Source organism: Kitasatospora sp. NPDC059973 (assembly GCF_042737525.1).
Lineage (GTDB): Bacteria > Actinomycetota > Actinomycetes > Streptomycetales > Streptomycetaceae > Kitasatospora.
Genome location: NZ_JBHWUI010000018.1, coordinates 50,853 through 67,748, shown reverse-complemented (window position 1 = coordinate 67,748; position 16,896 = coordinate 50,853). Strand labels below are relative to the sequence as shown.

Below are 16,896 nucleotides of genomic sequence, written 5' to 3'. Positions count from 1 at the left end.
CGAGTGAATCGGTGGAGGGGTGCGGGGTCGAGGGGAATGCCCTGGCTCGCTGAAGGATTCGACTGGGCGGGAGAATTCGATAGAACGGGCGTCGGCAGCCGGGCGGGCATCTCCGTCTGGGTCGGCCACCCGGAGAGGAAGCGCACGCATGGGTACCCCTGTCGACGAACTCGTCGAGCTGCTGGACCTTGAGCAGATCGAACTGAACATCTTCCGCGGGCGCAGCCCGGAGGAGGCGCTGCAGCGGACGTTCGGCGGCCAGGTCGCGGGCCAGGCGCTGGTGGCGGCGGGGCGCACGGTGGACGGCGACCGCCCCGTCCATTCGCTGCACGCCTACTTCCTGCGCCCCGGTGTGCCCGGCGTGCCCATCGTCTACCAGGTGGACCGGATCCGGGACGGCCGCTCCTTCACCACCCGCCGGGTGCTCGCCATCCAGGGCGGCCGCTCGATCTTCGCCCTCACCGCCGACTTCCACGTCCCCGAGGAGGGCAGCATCGAGCACCAGTACCCGATGCCCGCCGTCGCCGCCCCCGAGGACCTGCCGAGCGCGCTGGAGGAGGTGGGGTCCCGGCTCGGCGAGCTGCCTCCGTTCATCAGCCGCCGCCAGCCCTTCGACATCCGCTACGTCGACCGGCTGCGCTGGACCAAGGAGGAGCTGGCCGGCGTCGAGGCCCGCAGCGGTGTCTGGCTGCGCACCAACGGCGCCCTGCCCGACAACCCGCTGATCCACGTCTGCGCGCTCACCTACGCGAGCGACATGACGCTGCTCGACGCCGTCCGCGCCCCCGTCGAGCCGCTCTGGGGCACGCGCCACTTCGACATGGCCTCGCTCGACCACGCGATGTGGTTCCACAGACCGTTCCGGACCGACGACTGGCTGCTCTACCAGCAGGAGTCCCCGATAGCCCACGGCGCCCGCGGTCTCGCGCGCGGGCAGATCTTCGACCGCCACGGGCAGCTGGTCGTGTCCGTGGTGCAGGAGGGGCTCTTCCGGCCGCTGAAGGGCTGACCCGCCCCTCGGCGCCCGGGTGAGGGCCGCCGTCCGTCCCGTCGGACCTGCCGGGAATGATCCACCCCGGTGATCGGCGTTGACGTGATGACGGACACCGCACGGGCGGTGCCGGACTGTCCGCCGGGCCCGGTGCCCGGCGGACAGTCCGGCGGGCCCGGACCGACTGGGAGGGCACACCGATGACGGCGACAGCCGCGGAGGACTGGAAGCACTGGAGCGAGGGCCGCGCTGCGGCGGTGAGCGCCCGCCACGGCCAGCTGGCGCTCACCGGCACGCACTGGCTGGAGCCGGACCCCGCCGGGATACCCGGCGTGCCCGGCCGCTGGTGGGCCGACGCGGAGGGCGTCCGGCTCCGGGCGACGGCGTCCGACGGCATCACCGTCGCGGGCGCGTCCGCCCCGGTCGACGGCGAGGTGCTGCTCCGCCCGGACACCGACCCGGCCGCGGACACCGCCTCGGTCGGGGACGTACTGCTCGTCCCGATCGAGCGCGAGGGTGAACTCGCCCTGCGGGTCTTCGACCCGGCCTCGCCCGGGCGGCAGTCCTTCGCCGGCATCTCCGCGTACCCCTACTCGCCGGAATGGGCCGTGCCGGCGCTCTACACCCCCTTCGAGGGCGAGGCCCGGGCCGTCCTCGTCCCCAACGCGGACGGCAAGGACCGCCCGCTGACCCTCACCGGCCGGATCTCCTTCACCGTGGCGGGCGAGCACCGCACCCTGACGGTCGGCAGCGCGGGCCGCGGACTCAGCGGGGTCATCGCGGACGCGAGCAGCGGCGCGGACACCTACCGCTTCCGCTTCATCAGCCTTCCCGAGCCCGACGCGGACGGCCGCACGGTGCTGGACTTCAACCGCGCCTACCTGCCGCCGTGCGCCTTCGCTGACCACTTCATCTGCCCCTTCCCGCCGCCGGGCAACCGGCTGGACTTCGTGGTCGAGGCGGGCGAGAAGCAGGTCCTGACCCGGTAGCCGCCGCCACCGCCGTCGCTGCCGCGGCTCAGCGGGGGGTGCGGCCGGCCGGTGAGGCCGCCCAGCCCAGCGGGGCCGCGGCCGCTCGGCCGGTACCCCGGTGGGCGGGGCGCACGGGCGGAGGTCGAATATGGGGGGCTGTGTCGACCAATCATCCTGCCAATTCGGATGCCGCGCCGCCCGCGGCCGCCTCCGCGCCCCCGGTACCCGTCGTGCCCCCGACCCCAGGGTCGGCCGCGCCCCCAAGAGGTCCCGAGGGTGGCCTCTCCCCGGCGGCGGCCGTGAAGCCCCCTGCCGCGTCCGTCGAACCCTCCGCCGCCTCGGCAGAGCTCCCCGCCTCGTCCGCGCGCTGGTACCGCAAGGCCTTCGCCGACCTCAGCCCGCTGCGCGACAACGTCGACTACCGGCGGGTCTGGTTCGGGCAGGCGGTCTCGTCGATCGGTCAGCAGATGACCGCCGTGGCCGTCTCCGTCCAGGTCTACGACATGACCGGCTCCAGCTTCGCCACCGGCCTGGTCGGGCTCTTCTCCCTCTTCCCGCTGGTCGCCTTCGGCCTCTACGGCGGCGCGATCGCCGACACCGTGGACCGGCGCAAGCTCGGTCTGATCGGCTCGGCCGGCCTCGCCGCGGTCTCCGCCGTCCTCGCCGCCCAGGCCTTCGCCGGGCTCGGCCTCGTCGCCGTGCTCTACGCCGCCGTCGCCGTCCAGGCGGGCTTCTTCGCGCTGAGTTCGCCCGCCCGGTCGGCGATGATCCCCCGCCTCGTCCCGAGCCACCAACTCCCCGCCGCCAACGCCCTGAACACCGTCAGCATGAACCTCGGCCTCACCGTCGGCCCCATGCTCGGCGGAGTCCTCATCGGCGCCTGGGGCACCCAGGCCGCCTACCTGGTCGACACCGTGGCCTTCGCCGCCACCCTGTACGCGATGTGGCGCCTGCCCGCGATGCGCCCGCTCGGCGACCGCCGCGGCCGCGCCTCCGTCCTCGACGGCCTGCGCTTCCTGCGGGAGCAGCCGAACCTGCGCACCAGCTTCCTGGCCGACCTGGCCGCGATGATCTTCGGTATGCCGCGAGCCCTCTTCCCCGCCATCGCGGTCACCTTCTACGCCGGCGACGCCCGCACCGTCGGCCTGCTGGTCGCCGCCCCCGCGGTGGGCGCCCTGACCGGAGCCCTGTTCTCCGGCTGGGTCGGCCGGGTCAACCGCCAGGGCGTGGCCGTCCTCGCCGCCGTCGCCGCCTGGGGCCTCGCCATCGCCGCCTTCGGCCTGATCCACAACCTCTGGCTCGGCCTCCTCCTGCTCGCCGTGGCCGGCTGCGCCGACACCGTCAGCATGATCTTCCGCAACACGATGATGCAGGTCGCGGCCCCCGACGAGATGCGCGGCCGCCTCCAGGGCATCTTCATCGTGGTCGTCGCCGGCGGCCCCCGCCTCGGCGACTTCGAGTCCGGCACCGTCGCCTCCCTCACCAACCCCGCCACCTCCGTCATCAGCGGCGGCCTGGCCTGCGTCGCCGCCATCGCCCTGCTCGCCGCCCGCCGCCCCGCCTTCCTCCGCTACGACGCCCGCCACCCGACCCCCTGACGCCACCGCCATACCTGGCAGCGAGCACCCCCCGACGTGCTGTATTGTTTTCCACGTCGCCGGGACAACGGCGACAAGGTCGAGAAGCCCCACAGCAGAGCCCCCCAGGCCCCGCCGAAGGCACCGAGACCACGGGACGTGGCGCAGCTTGGTAGCGCACTTGACTGGGGGTCAAGGGGTCGCAGGTTCAAATCCTGTCGTCCCGACTTGCATCACTGCAGGTCAGAGGCCGTTTCCGCCGGATGGCGGAGACGGCCTTCGTGGTTGGTGGTCGCAGTGTGGTCGTGAACGCTCGTTCACGTCGCGCTCCGGAGGGCACTACCTGCACTCGGGAGCGTCTCAGGGTGGCTGGATCCTCCTTCGCTGGCGAGTTGAGCGCGGCTGACAGGCCGTTCGGACGCGGTTCGGCGTCGGAGTGACGTTGATTTTTCTGTGGGCGGGCATGCCTGTGAGACCCGCGGCATCCGTTTGTGGGCGGTTGCTTGAGTGGACGTCAGCTGTGGACCGGCTGCCCGGTGTTCTGTGTGCCCCTGGCGTGGGACGTGGCTGTAGCGCCGTCAGGCGGCGTGGCTGAAGAGCGGGTTCGGTGCCGGGCCGCTGAGGGCGAGGACGTCAACGCCGCGCGCGCGGGCTTCGACGAGGCAGAGCCTGGCTTCGATGGTGTGGACCGCGGCCATCGCCACTTCCCAGGTCAGGTGGCTGTAGATGTTCGCGGTGGTCGAGAGCGTCGAGTGCCGCAGCGTCTTGGAGATAACCGCCATGGAGACGTTGCCCTCCAGGGCGAGGGTCGCGGCGAGGTGCCGCAGGTCGTGGATGGTTACGTGGGGCAGGCCAGCCTGCTCGCGCAGCTCGTGGAAGTGCCGGCGGACTGCGGCCGGGTGGAGGGGCTTGCCGTCCGTGCCCTGGAAGACATGGTCGTTGTCGGTGGAGGTGCTCCTGGCCATGGCGCGCTGGAGGGCGGCGGCGACGCGCTCCGACAGGGGCACCCAGTTGCGGCTCTTCTTCGTCTTCGGTGCGGTCAGGACGAGTTCGTGGTTGTCGATGGCGGAGAGGGTGTGGCGGATGTACATGACGCGGTCCTCGATCCGGACGCACTGGCGTTGAAGCCCGAGTGCCTCGCCCTTGCGCAGGCCGGTTCCGATGATGACCTCGAAGAGGTCGGCGAAGGCGGGGTCGACGTTGCGGCAGTGGGCAAGGAAGGTGACGGCCTGCTCCGCGTTCCAGGGCATGCGCTCGTCGGCGCGGGGCCGACGCATGGGCAGGGGCTGAGCCGCGTTGAAGGGGAGCCGGTGGGTGCGGACGGCGGTGCCGAGGGCGCTGGAGAGCGTGGCCAGGCAGTGGTAGACGGCCTGGCGGCCGCGGCCGGACTCGAGCTGCTCGTGCGCGTAGGCGGCGATGTGATCGTGGGCGAGCTCCTCCAGACGCAGCTTGCCGAACACGGGGATCAACTCGCAGAGCACATAGGTGCGGTAGCGGGCGTACGTGGTGGGCTTGAGCAGGAACTCCATCGACTTCAGCCACTTGGTGAGGTAGGCGGCCACCGTCTCGTGCGGGTCGGCGTCGAAGCCCGACAGACGTCCCTTGAGGAAGCCCCGCAGCGCCGTCTCGGCGTGCCACTCGTCCTCGAACCCGCCGCGCCGCACGGTGCGCCTGCGGCCGTTGAGGGAGGGGGTGTCGACGGCGAAGGTCCAGGTGCCGTGCCCCTCGTCGGCAAGACGCGGGCACCCGGCCCCGAGCTGGCGCCGAGCCACGTCGCGGCATCCGCACCGACGGTAGACGCGGCCCCGCCGCCGCCCCGAACTGCGCACTTTCGTCTGCCTCCTGCGGTCCTGACTTTCTCAATCAGCCCGCGAGGCTACAGATTTCAGGTCTGGATGGTCGACTGCGACCACCATGCGATCACCAGCGCGGAATTTGTGGCCTTACCTGCGACTTCCGGTGAGCACCCGCTACTGGGCGGGGAGCGGGTGGACTGCTCCCGGTGTGCACCGCAAGGCTGCTTCCACTGCCTTCGACAGCTGGGCGCGCAGTGGCACGCTCGTGATGAGGGTGATGGTGTCGGCCAGGGCCGGCAGAGCGTCCCACAGGAGGCGACCCTGGCCGGTCAGGTAGTCGCGCAGAGAGCCCTGCGCCGGAGAAGAGGCCGTGTCGACTACCTGGGCGCTGTAGATGGCAGTGAGGGAAAACGCCCAGCAGGCGTGAAGGAATCCAAATGCGGGACTTATTGCCTTCCGCCACGGTGAATAGAAAACAACATTCTCCGGAAATGACATAGATGCCGCAGTCAGGGCGTCGTTGAACCAATGGTGACCGGCCTCGTGAATGAGGTCTCGCGCGAGAACTTCCGGGGAGTTCACGCGGTCAGTGAACACCGTGCCGGGAAGGCGTGTGATGCTCCAGCTGAAAAGGGTGTCGCGTATTTCACGTCGTTCGAAGAGGCAGATGATCGGCGCGTGCTGGTTCAGCAGATCACCGAAGCCGTGTTTGTGGGAAGAGTCCAATGCCGCTGCGAGGAGATCATGCTTGTCCGGCGCTGCGGGTGAGGTCTGCCCTCGGCGGGACCATCGCCATGACCACCGATCCTGCCACCGGCGGAGTCGTACCGGCCCTGTTTGCCCAGGAACTCCTCGACGCCGACCCCGCCCTGTAGCGCCTGGACGTCGACCTGCAGGTCCACGACTTCCGGCGCCTGCCCGGTGCCTCCTTCGGCTTCGACGACCTCACCGCACTGTCAAACGCCATCGCCGAAGCCTTCGAGGCCGGCTGCGACGGAGCCGTGGTCACCCAGGGCACCGACACGATCGAGGAAACCGCCTACCTCCTCGACCTCCTGCACGCAGCCGATCAGCCGATCGTCGTCACCGGCGCCAAGCGCAACCCCACTCAGCCCGGTGCGGACGGCACGGCGAACATCCACGCCGCCGTCATCGCCGCCGCAGCCACGGAACTGCACGGCGCCGGCACCGTGGTCGTCCTCGGCGACGAGATCCATGCGGCCCGCACCGTCCGCAGGTCCCACAGCACCAGCCCCGCCGCGTTCACCTCCCCGGCAAGGCCCCCGAAGGCATCAACCCGACTGCCCACCGCGACCAGGCCCTGGCGCCGGCCGAACGCGCCCTCGGCCTCCTCCTCGACGAGTTTGGCGCCACCATCGACGTCGTCGCCGAGACCTTCGAGCCCCCACCGCCTCTGCGCCTAGCTGCACAGCCTCGCGGCCGCGTACACCACGTTCTACGAGCACTGCCCGGTCCTCAAGGCCCCCAGTCAGGAGGTCGTGGAGACCTGGCTGCTGCTTTGCCAGCTCACCGGCCAGATTCTCCGTCAGGGCATGGACCTCCTCGGCATCGGAACGCCCAAGAGGTTGTAGCTCTGGACGAGGTTCGGGGCGGGCAGGTATCACCTGCCCGCCCCGAAGCTGCGTTCGTGCATGTTGCCCGGTTGTCACCTCCCCTTGGGATTCAGGAAGCCCCGGAATCCCAAGGGGAGGTGACGGCGGTGTCTATCGATCCCGGTTGAGGGCTATCGGCAGTCCACTGCAGCGTCCCCGGCTCAGAGCCCTAGCCAGGGGGCGAGCGAGTCCCAAGCCATGCCGCACAGCCGCTGGGAGCGCTCGCGCACGAACTCGACGGTCCAGTCCTCCTCGCGCTCCGCGAGGGCTGCGACCAGAGGCAGATAGCGCGCTCGGCGGATGATGGCCTCCGCCCCTTCGCCGATTTCGATGCCCTCGTGGGCTGCCTGTGCGAGCGTCTTTTCCGCCTCCTCGACAGTCGTCGCGGAGAGCGCCCGGAACATCAGCCGCTTGATCGGCCACGAGCGCTGATGGGCGGAGGAGTTCTCGACCCTGGGAAGCAGCGTCAGGTTCCCGAGCACGTGGACGGTGTTCGACTCGTCATAGAGCCTTCCCTCCCACCCACTCGCACCGGACCCCTTCGGGGCCACATGCTCGATCGTGGAGAACGCCTCGTCATGCCAGCGCTCCAGATTGAGAGTGCTCAGGATTCCCTGCCTGCCGATCGTGACCAGGCCGGGCCGCTCCCTGTCGGGAGTCGAGTCGTTGGAGGCCGCGAGGAGCAGGAGCTTGGTGAGCTGCCGCGAGCTCGAGTAGACAGGGATCTCGGCCGCGCGTGCCACCCATCGGTCCTTCTCGCCGAGCCCCTCCTCCTGGAGCTGTTGGCGGAAGTAGGCCAACATCTCCTCGATCGGGGGAACCTCGGTGAGCTGCCGGCCGAACCGCATGAACCGCGGCGCACCTTCGCCGGATGCCGGGAGGCCCATGAGCTTGCGGTACTTGTTGTCGATGCCATTGGTGCTGCCGAAAGCGCCTCGCCAGAGGCCGTAGAAGGCGCCGCAGGCTCGGACGGCGGTGAGGAACTCACGGGCCCGCTCGTCGATGTTGTCCTGCGCCAGCCGGTGCGAAGCGTAGTACCGGGTGAGCGGCGCGACTACGATCTCGTGCTTGGCCTCGCTAAGCACCTGGGCACACAATGCAGCCTGCTTTCGCAGCGCGTCATCCGTGCATTCCGGCAACTTGTCCGGCTGAGCCCACGGGCCGGAGACGAACTTGGTGACCTGGGCCAGCGCCTGCAGGAAGATCCGTCGCTCGGACTGGCCGGCCTCCTTGTCGAACGAGGTGCGCAGGTAGTGACGCTGCTCGCTGAGGCGCTTGCTGAGCCGGGTTCCGTCATTGAGCAGAGCGAACGGGATGAGGATGTTGTCCGTTGCGGTCTGCCGCTTGTCAGCGGATGACGCACCCTGTGCATCGAGGTACTTCTCGATGGTGTCGAAGTGGTTGTACGACTCCGAGTCGTGCCACTCCTTGAGCGGCTCGTTCTTGATGGCCTTGGGCTTGAACGTCTCGATCGCGGTGAGCGGCTGTCCAGTGGTGTTCAGCGCTTCGAACATGTCGAAGCCGTAGTCCTCGTGCTTGGACGTCACGACCGCCACGGTCACGCGGTTGAGCAGGTAGTTGGCGAAGACGATCAGCCGGAGAAGAGCCCCCAGGCGGTCGTCTTCCCGTGCGGCGTCGATCACGTAGTCGGGGAACGGACTGTTGAACAGGCCCTCCTGGAGGACCTTGGAGTCCACCATGGCCTGAGCGGAGGGGATCTCGGCCTCGTCCTCCCGAGCCTGCCGCGACAGCGAGACGGCCTGGCGCAGCGTGCGACGGATGAGGGCGCGCGTGAGCTCGAGATGCCGGTGAGCCTGGGCGTTGGCGTCTTCGGCCTCGCCCTCGACGAAGGGAACGTGCTTGTAGTCCTGGGAGATCGGCTCGTCGCGGCGGAACTTCCCGTACTGGTGCAGGTAGTACCCGATCGGGGATTCGTACTGCGCTTCGCCCTTATTGCGGGACCACACGTCGTGGAACGAGCGGATCATGCGAGGGTAGAAACGGAAGCCGCCCTCGCCGTAGCGCATATCCTCCTCGAAGGTGTCGGTGAGACGGACCGTCACATCGACTGCCTGGTTGAAACACCAGTCTCGGGCCTCACCTCCGTTCTTGGGGAGCCGATTTGCGCGCAGGCTGATTTCTTCGTGCAGGACAGTGGTTAGCAGGAGAAGGGTGGTCATCCGCTGTTGGCCGTCGATGATGCTCATGACCTTCGCGGGCACCATCGGTCGGTGGATCGGATCCACGGTGCTGTACTGCAGGTCGCGCAGTGCGATTACCGAGCCGATGAAGCAGATTGACTCCGGGAACTTGGTGATCTGCTCCACACCGTGGGCGACGTCAGCGATGAGGCGCTTGACCTTGTTGGACTCCCAGCTGTATGCACGCTGGTATGGCGGGATATAGAGTCCCTGCCCGGTTTCACTGAGGTACTGCGCCACGGTATAGGGGGCGGCGTCAAAGATTTCTCGGGTTTCCAAATGAAGCTCCCGTGCATTTCGCGGTTCCGTTTGCCAGCCAGGCTCTCTTCGCGCGTTATCGCGGCTTTTCGGTTCCTCGGCTCACGCGGGCAGCCTGCGGCCCGGCGTCGCTGGAACACTTCACAGCTGCTGCGGTTCCTGCCGGCCCCCTCGCCACGTGTCCCCGGATAGGGGCACCTCTGCTTCCAACCGTCCCCCTCGGTGTGCCCAACCCTGACCGTCGCGGCCTGCCGCTAATGGGTAGTCCACGACCAGCGATCACCCTAGACCGAGCGACTGACACGCATGAGTTCCTCTCGGAAAATCGCATACAAAAAACCGGGCATATCTGGCATATGCCCCAAAATTTCGATGACTTGATTACGGTCGCCGACATGACGCTCGACAGGTGAGTGACACAGCGTGTGTACCCGAGCGACTTGGGTGAGCGCGCGTCGGCAGTCGCTCCGGTTGGATAGGATCTCAGTGCACTCCTGGTGGAACGGGTCATCCCGCCGAGGGGAGCCGCCAGGAGTGAGAGTCGGAACGTGCCGGAGCGAGGGGGCAACATGGTCGAGGGCCGTGCCGCAGAAGCAGAGATCGTGTACCTCGACTACAACGCCACGGCTCCGCTGCGCCCGGAGGCTCTAGAGGCAACGCTGGCCGCGCTCAAGAGCGTTGGTAACGCTTCAAGCATGCACCACTTCGGCAGAGACGCCGCCGCCAGGGTCGTTAGCGCGCGCCGCCAACTTGCCGATCTGCTGAACTGCTCCCCCGGAGAGATCATCTTCACCTCGGGAGCGACCGAGGCGAACAACCTCGCCTTGCGGGCCGCGCGGGCCCGAGGTGGCGTGTTGGTGACCACCGCGGTCGAACACCCTGCCGTTCTTGAAGCGGCGCGTGCGATCACTGAAGAGGAACCCGGTGATCTTGTCGTACTCCCGGTGGACGGCGATGGCGTCATCGACCTGGGGCCTCTCCACGAGGCGCTCAGCCGGCGGAACGTTGCCCTGGTGTCGGTCATGCTCGCAAACAACGAGACCGGAGTCCTGACCGATCTGGCCCCCATCGCCAAGGTCGCGCACGAAGCCGACGCCCTGGTCCACACCGACGCGACGCAGTATGTCGGGCGGCTGTCCCTGAACCTTGCCGAGTTGGACGTCGATCTGCTGTCCCTGTCCGCTCACAAGTTCGGCGGCCCGCAAGGAGTGGGGGCGCTGTTCGTCCGCCGCGGCACCAGCCTTCCGCACCGCCCCCTTCTGATTGGAGGTGGCCATGAACGCGGATGGCGAGCCGGAACGCTCAATGTGGCCGGCATCGCCGCGCTCGGCGCCGCGGCAGAGGCTGCCCGATGCGGCCTGCCCCTGGAAGCCGTCCGGGTGTCCGAGCTGCGTGACAAGCTGGAAGCCGGCCTGATCGCCCGCGTGCCGGGCTGCCAGATCAACGCAGCGCGGGTGCCTCGCCTTCCAGGCGTGACCAGTGTCACCTTTCCGGGAGTGCCGGCCGATGCGGTGCTCGCCGCCATGCCACACGTGGCGGCATCGGACGGCAGCGCCTGCTCGTCGGGAGCGCCGGGCCCGAGTCACGTCCTGCTGGCAATGGGCCGCAGCCGTGGGGACGCGGACTCTACCGTGCGCTTCTCCCTGGGATACGCCACCACCGCAGAGGACGTCGACTGCGCAATCGACGCCGCTTCTGCCGCAGTTAAGCAAACCCGATTGCTGATGGCCGCTACCGCCGAACAGTGACGACGTTATCCCCTATTAGCCCTTCTTTCCTGCGATTGACCACCGAGAGGCATCCCCGAATGTCAGACAGCCGGCTCGCTGAGGCCGTCGAGCTCAATTTCAACCGCCACGAGACCTTCGCGCCGCGGTTCGGTTGGATGCACAAGGCTTACACGCAGGTCAAGGAGCACCCCGACATCTTCTACCGCGAGGACGCGCCCGTCCTCCTCGGCGTCGGTCGGAATATGGTCAACGCGATGCGCTACTGGTCGAAGGCGTTCAAGCTGACCCAGGAGCACGCGCACACCGACCCGTCCAAGAAGGCACGCCAGTCCGCGCCGACATGGCGCGCCCGGTGGCTGCTCGACGATCACGGCGCGGACCCGTACCTCGAGGACACCGGCAGTCTCTGGCTGCTGCACTGGTGGCTGCTCTCCGCCGAACCGGACTCCAAGTGCCAAGCACCCAGCTGGTACGTGATGTTCAACCTGGCATCCCGCTCCCGAGTCACGACCGCAGAGATGACGAGCGTCATCACACGCTTCGTGCATGAGAACTTCGATGAAGAGAAGTGGCGGGCTGCGGAGTCGGTCAATCGTGACGTGGACTGCCTGGTCAAGATGTACGCCCTGGACCAGGAGTTCAACCCGCTGTCTCCGGGGAGTTTCGAGGACCTGCTCATGTCCCCGTTCAGGGAGCTCGGACTGCTGGAGGGGCAGGGCAAGGGCAAGCAGCGGACCTGGCGCTTCACCAGCGGATCCCGGTCGAACCTGCCCGCGCCGGTGCTCGCCTACGCCTGCCTGGACTACGCTTCTCGGCTCGCCCCGAACGCTGGCTCGATCACGCTGGCACGGCTCGCGGCGGAGGAGGGATCACCGGGCCGCGCCTTCCGTATGCGGGAGCCTGAGTTGACCAAGGCCATCGAGTCCGTGATCAATGACCACCCCGACCTCCAACTGGTCGAGGCCCTCGGCCAGAGGAGCCTCGCCTACACCAAGCCCCCGCAGGCACTCGCGTGGGACATCTTGGATGAGTACTACGGCCGAGTCCGGGATCGGGAAGGCTTCCCCAGCCCGGAGCAATGGATCGAGATCTACCCCGGGCTTGCCAAGCCCTCGGTGAGCAGCCCGCGCAAGAAGACGTCCCAGCAGGCCGAGGAGCTGGTGTTCGGCGAGGAGAACTCCTGATCATGACGACGAAGACCAAGCAGCGCTCCCGCCACAGCACCGACAGCTTCCAGCTCCCGAAGGGCATCGCCCTGGTCGGATCGGAGCTCCGGTCCACCAACCTCGAACGTGACGTCCGCGAGCGCCACCTGAACTCGCCCTACGTCGGCGCGCGCGCCCTCGATGTCCTCGAGCGCGTCACCAACGCCGTCGGTGACCTCGGACGTACCCGGGCGTGGTCATTCACCGGCCCCTACGGCTCAGGTAAGTCCACGCTCTCCAACCTCTTCGACGCCTTCCTCGGACACGACAAGGCTCGCCGTGCCGAGGCAGAAGCGGCCGTTGCGGCAACCAGCCCCGGATACGCCGCGCGGCTGTCCCGCGTCCGGGACGAGCTGACCGCGGACGGCTTCCTCGGCGCTGTTGCCACGGCGCGTCGTGAACCTCTTGCCGCAACGATTCACCGGGCTCTGCAGACCGCCGTCGAGCGCAGGTGGAAGAAGCGGCCCCCCAAGGCCGTCGCCCAGGCCCTCGCCGCGTGCGCCGAACGGGAGGTCCCGACTGCGCAGAGCCTGTTGGATGCCGTCACCGTGCTGTGTGACGCTGCCCCCGTCCTGCTGATCCTCGACGAGTTCGGCAAGACACTCGAGTACCTCGCCGCGGCCGGCGACACCGGAGACGCCGACAGCGATGTCTTCCTGCTCCAGATGCTGGCAGAGAAGGGAGCAAGCCGCTCAGGTCTGCCGCTGTTCATCTTCACGCTCCAGCACCTGGCGTTCACCGACTACGCGGCGCGATCCAGCTCCGTCCAGACCCAGGAATGGGCGAAGATCCAGGGCCGGTTCGAGGACATCACCTTCGCGCCGAACCTCGGCGACGCCGTCCACCTCATGCGCCGCCGTCTCGACCTGTCCGCAGTTGCCGAGCCGGGCCACGCTCTTATCGAGGCCCAGGCAGAGGCTGCCGCGAAGGCGTGGAGGGAGGGCCACGCGCTCAACTCCGTCGTCGAAATCTCGGCCGAGATGTTCGCCGGCCTCTACCCCCTGCACCCGCTGACCGCTGTCGCGGCCCCGCTGCTCGCATCGCAGATCGGGCAGCACGACCGCAGCCTCACCGGTTTCCTGGCCAGCGACGAGCCCCACACGGTCCGGCGGACGCTGGAGACGCTGTCCTCGGACACGCCCGAGCGCGCCTCGACGGTTCGCCTGCCGCAGCTGTATGACTACTTCTTCGCATCGGGCCGCACCACCATCCTGGCCTCGTCGAACGCCAGCCGCTGGCTCGAGGTCGACATGCGGCTCAACGAGGCCCACGGCCTACCCAACGAGGACCAGGAAGTTCTCAAGGTCATCGGCATCCTGAACCTCATCGACGCCGACGGTCTCCTGCGCGCAACGCCCGGCATGATCCAGTTCGCGCTCAACGACCCGCTTGACGCCAACGATGCGGACCGCTTCGCAGCCCTGCAGAAGAAGCTGGACAAGCTCGTCCAAGCCGGCTTCGTGGTTCACCGCGCCTACAGCAACGAGTACCGCGTCTGGCAGGGCACCGACGTCGACATCGACGCCCGGGTCCGCGAAGTCGCCACCCGGATCCAGCCCGCAGACGTCGTTGACTACGTCAGCAAGCATCTCGGCACCGTCCTTCCCGCCGCAGTTGTGGCCGGCAAGCACAGCCAGCAGACCGGAATGCTGCGCTACTTCGTCACAGCGGTCAGCCACGAAGGCGAGAAGATCGACGGCCCCGAGGTGGTCAAGGACGCCGCCGACGGCCTCATCGTCTACCACCTCGGCGCCCTCAACACTCGGCCTGCCGTCAACTCGCCCCTTCCGGTGCTGATCGGCGTCACCGAGAACCCCGAGCGGGTCCTTCAAGCCGGAATCGACCTCGTCGCACTCGAGGAACTCCTCGATGACGACACCATCGACCACGTCGCATCCCGGGAGATCGCCGAACGCGCAGCAGAGATTTCCCAGCTCATCGGAGCGCAGCTCGACGAGGCGTTCAACCCTCGTAGCCCGCAGGCCACCTGGCACCTCTGGAACACCGCCGCCGACGTCACCAACGCGCCCGACGCAGCTCTCGAAGCGCGCAGCTACGCCAGCCTTGCCTCCCAGGCATGCGAACTCGTTTACCCGCACACTCCGCGTATCCGCAACGAGATGGCCGGCCGTCACCAGCTCACCAGCAACGGCTCGCGAGCCCGCCGCGAGGTGCTCACCGCCATGATCCAGCGATCGGGCGTGCACCTCCTGGGATTCGACCCCGACAACTACTCCGCAGAACGCGCCATGTACCACGGAGTCGTCGAGTACCTCGGCCTCCACCGCGTCGCGGGGGAGAGCGGCAATGCCGTCGACTCCGACACCATCCTCACCCACGGAATCTCCAGGCCCAGCAAGGAGACCAACGCCGAGGCCAACGTCACCAAAGTCTGGGACACCCTCGAGGCAGCGCTGACCAAGGCCACCCGGCCGACCCCTCTGGGCGAGATCTACGAGCAGCTCATGGCCCCGCCGTACGGTGTCAAGGCCGGCGTCGTCCCGATCCTCATGGTCACTGCCCTGATCCTTCGCAGTGACGACATCGCGCTGTTCGAGGACGGCAACTACTGCCAGCGGCTGACCCCGGAGATCATCGAGCGGCTCAACGTCAACCCGGACCGCTTCATGGTTAAGGCCGCACCCGTCGGCCGCGGTCAGCGCCGCCTCGTGGTCGAAGGACTCGCTAAGGCCCTGAATATCACCGCGCCGCGATCACGCTCGACCCGTAACCCCATGCTCCTGGCCGTCACCCGGACGATCCTGGGCCGCTACATGGCCCTCGACGACTTCGCCAAGGCCACCAAGCGCCTGAGCGCGCCAGCGCTAGAGCTCCGGGACGTTCTGAAGGAAGCCACTGACCCCGACGAGCTGATCTTCACCGCCCTGCCCCTCACCCAAGGAGTCGAGCCCGTCCTGGCCGAGACCGCCAAGGACGAACAGACAGCCAAGACGTACGTCGCGGGCCTGGTCGCGACCCTCGATGAGCTGTCCGGCGCGAGCGCTGCCCTGCGCCAGCAGCTCGTCGTGGCGCTTGCAAAGGAATTCCGCCTCCCTGCCGAGATCGGCGAACTCCGCGCTGGTCTCGCCGAACGGCTTCGCGGATTCGCCAACGCGCCCCTCGAACTCAGCCTGCAGGGCTTCGTCTCGCGCGTACTCGACGAGAACCTGCTAGACGAGGACTGGCTCGAGCCGATCACCATCCGTCTCCTCAACAAGGCCCTCGTCAACTTCACCGACCGCGACACGGATGCCTTCCCGGCCAAGGTGAAGGAGGTCGCCCGCGCCCTCGACCGAGTCAGCCACCTCTACGAGACAAACGACGAGCCGGAGGTCGCCCAGAAGCCGGCCTCCCCGCGGCAGATCGACACCCGCCTTCTCACGCTCACCACCCCCCAGGGCACCGAGGAACGCACCCTCATCCACGTGCCGAAGCAGTCACGCAAGGCAGCTGACAAGCTCGTTGTCAGTGTCATCAGGCAGGCTGAAGAGGCGCTCGGCCCGGACGGCGCCCGCATTCTGCTCGCCGCCCTTGCCGAACGCCTGGCCGCCGCCGGCACCGACGCGGCCCCCGAGACGAAGGAGAAGCTGTGAGCGACACCAGCTCCGGCACCAAGAAGCGCCACGTACTCGGCCTGTCCGGGGGCAAGGACTCCTCAGCCCTCGCCATCCACATGCGCGACCGGGTACCCGACATGGAGTACTTCTTCTGCGACACCGGCGCCGAGCTGCCCGAGACATACGAATACCTCAACCGCCTTGAAGCCGCAGTTGGCAAGCCGATCGTCCGGCTGAACGCCAGCCGCGACTTCGACCACTGGCTTGAGGTCTACCAGGGCACCCTCCCCAGCCCTCAGATGCGCTGGTGCACCAAGAATCTGAAGATCAAGCCGCTGGAAGAGTGGGTCGGCGACGATGAGGTGATCTCCTACGTCGCCATCCGAGCAGATGAGAACCGTCTCGGGTACGTCAGCACCAAGCCGAACATCACCGCCGTCTTCCCGTTCCGCGAAGACGGCATCGACCGAGCCGGCGTAGACAAGATCCTCGACGAGGCCGGCATCGGCCTGCCGGCCTACTACGAGTGGCGCACTCGCTCGGGCTGCTACTTCTGCTTCTTCCAGCGCAAGCACGAGTGGGTCGGGCTGAAGGACCGTCACCCGGACCTCTTCGAGAAGGCCATAGCTTACGAGGAGAAGGTCAACTACCGGCACACTGCGATGCAGGGCCGAGAGTACACCTGGTCCCAGGGCGAATCCCTGCATGACCTGATCGATCGCCGCGAGGAGATCGAAGCCAAGCACCAAGCAGCTCTGGAGAGGGCGGCCACCCGCGTAAAGCCGAACCGACCGCTGCTCGAGATCCTCGCCGATGCCCACGACGAGGACGACGACGAGGCAGGCTGCTCGGTCTGCCACCTCTGAGGAATAACACCTGAGCCCCCGCTGTGACCGGCGACAGCCGTCCGCAACGGGGCTCAGGTGCACCCATGGCGCTCGGAGCAACTCGGCCGCGCCGCCAAGATCCAGTACGGCACGCCAGAGAGCGCTATCGT

The 16,896-nt window shown here is 68.0% G+C and carries 12 protein-coding genes and 1 tRNA gene; 10 read left to right on the top strand and 3 right to left on the bottom strand.

Features of this window, described 5'->3' with window-relative positions; genetic code table 11:
• Nucleotides 1–148: 148 nt before the first annotated feature.
• From ACFWA9_RS08000 to ACFWA9_RS07985, 4 genes are all read left to right on the top strand, one after another.
• Nucleotides 149–1,009: an acyl-CoA thioesterase II gene (locus tag ACFWA9_RS08000; protein WP_352297673.1), complete on the top strand. Its 861-nt coding sequence runs from the start codon at nucleotides 149–151 to the stop codon at nucleotides 1,007–1,009.
• A gap of 182 nt (nucleotides 1,010–1,191) precedes the next feature.
• Nucleotides 1,192–1,980, top strand: coding sequence for a DUF1684 domain-containing protein (locus tag ACFWA9_RS07995; RefSeq protein WP_352297676.1), 789 nt, complete (start codon nucleotides 1,192–1,194; stop codon nucleotides 1,978–1,980).
• Between the two features lie 281 nt (nucleotides 1,981–2,261).
• Entirely contained in the window at nucleotides 2,262–3,560 is a 1,299-nt protein-coding gene (locus ACFWA9_RS07990; protein WP_380384403.1) for an MFS transporter, read from the top strand.
• 132 nt (nucleotides 3,561–3,692) lie between these two features.
• A tRNA-Pro gene (locus tag ACFWA9_RS07985) sits at nucleotides 3,693–3,766 on the top strand.
• A 351-nt stretch (nucleotides 3,767–4,117) separates the two neighbouring features.
• On the opposite strand, the gene ACFWA9_RS07980 is transcribed toward ACFWA9_RS07985, so the two are convergent.
• The gene (locus ACFWA9_RS07980; protein ID WP_380384401.1) at nucleotides 4,118–5,311 is read right to left on the bottom strand and encodes a tyrosine-type recombinase/integrase; all 1,194 of its coding nucleotides are present in this window, start codon (nucleotides 5,309–5,311) and stop codon (nucleotides 4,118–4,120) included.
• A gap of 198 nt (nucleotides 5,312–5,509) precedes the next feature.
• Nucleotides 5,510–6,061: an aKG-HExxH-type peptide beta-hydroxylase gene (locus ACFWA9_RS07975; RefSeq protein ID WP_380384399.1), complete on the bottom strand. Its 552-nt coding sequence runs from the start codon at nucleotides 6,059–6,061 to the stop codon at nucleotides 5,510–5,512.
• 152 nt (nucleotides 6,062–6,213) lie between these two features.
• On the opposite strand from ACFWA9_RS07975, the gene ACFWA9_RS07970 reads away from it, so the two are divergent.
• Nucleotides 6,214–6,759 (top strand): asparaginase domain-containing protein, encoded by a 546-nt coding sequence (locus ACFWA9_RS07970; protein ID WP_380384435.1) that lies wholly within the window; start codon nucleotides 6,214–6,216, stop codon nucleotides 6,757–6,759.
• A complete protein-coding gene (locus ACFWA9_RS07965) occupies nucleotides 6,760–6,927 on the top strand; it encodes a DALR anticodon-binding domain-containing protein (RefSeq protein WP_380384432.1) in 168 nt (55 codons plus the stop codon). It abuts the gene before it with no gap.
• Between the two features lie 182 nt (nucleotides 6,928–7,109).
• On the opposite strand, the gene ACFWA9_RS07960 is transcribed toward ACFWA9_RS07965, so the two are convergent.
• Complete coding sequence (locus tag ACFWA9_RS07960; RefSeq protein ID WP_380384396.1) at nucleotides 7,110–9,428, bottom strand: DUF262 domain-containing protein; 2,319 nt, start codon at nucleotides 9,426–9,428, stop codon at nucleotides 7,110–7,112.
• Between the two features lie 548 nt (nucleotides 9,429–9,976).
• On the opposite strand from ACFWA9_RS07960, the gene ACFWA9_RS07955 reads away from it, so the two are divergent.
• From ACFWA9_RS07955 to ACFWA9_RS07940, 4 genes are read left to right on the top strand one after another with little or no spacing between them, the layout of a single operon-like run.
• The gene (locus tag ACFWA9_RS07955) at nucleotides 9,977–11,155 is read left to right on the top strand and encodes a cysteine desulfurase family protein (RefSeq protein WP_380384393.1); all 1,179 of its coding nucleotides are present in this window, start codon (nucleotides 9,977–9,979) and stop codon (nucleotides 11,153–11,155) included.
• 59 nt (nucleotides 11,156–11,214) lie between these two features.
• The gene (locus ACFWA9_RS07950; protein WP_380384390.1) at nucleotides 11,215–12,321 is read left to right on the top strand and encodes a DUF4007 family protein; all 1,107 of its coding nucleotides are present in this window, start codon (nucleotides 11,215–11,217) and stop codon (nucleotides 12,319–12,321) included.
• Between the two features lie 2 nt (nucleotides 12,322–12,323).
• The gene (locus ACFWA9_RS07945; protein WP_380384387.1) at nucleotides 12,324–15,935 is read left to right on the top strand and encodes an ATP-binding protein; all 3,612 of its coding nucleotides are present in this window, start codon (nucleotides 12,324–12,326) and stop codon (nucleotides 15,933–15,935) included.
• Nucleotides 15,932–16,765: a phosphoadenosine phosphosulfate reductase family protein gene (locus tag ACFWA9_RS07940; RefSeq protein ID WP_380384384.1), complete on the top strand. Its 834-nt coding sequence runs from the start codon at nucleotides 15,932–15,934 to the stop codon at nucleotides 16,763–16,765. The genes ACFWA9_RS07945 and ACFWA9_RS07940 overlap by 4 nt, the downstream gene beginning before the upstream one ends.
• The last annotated feature ends 131 nt before the right edge of the window (nucleotides 16,766–16,896 follow it).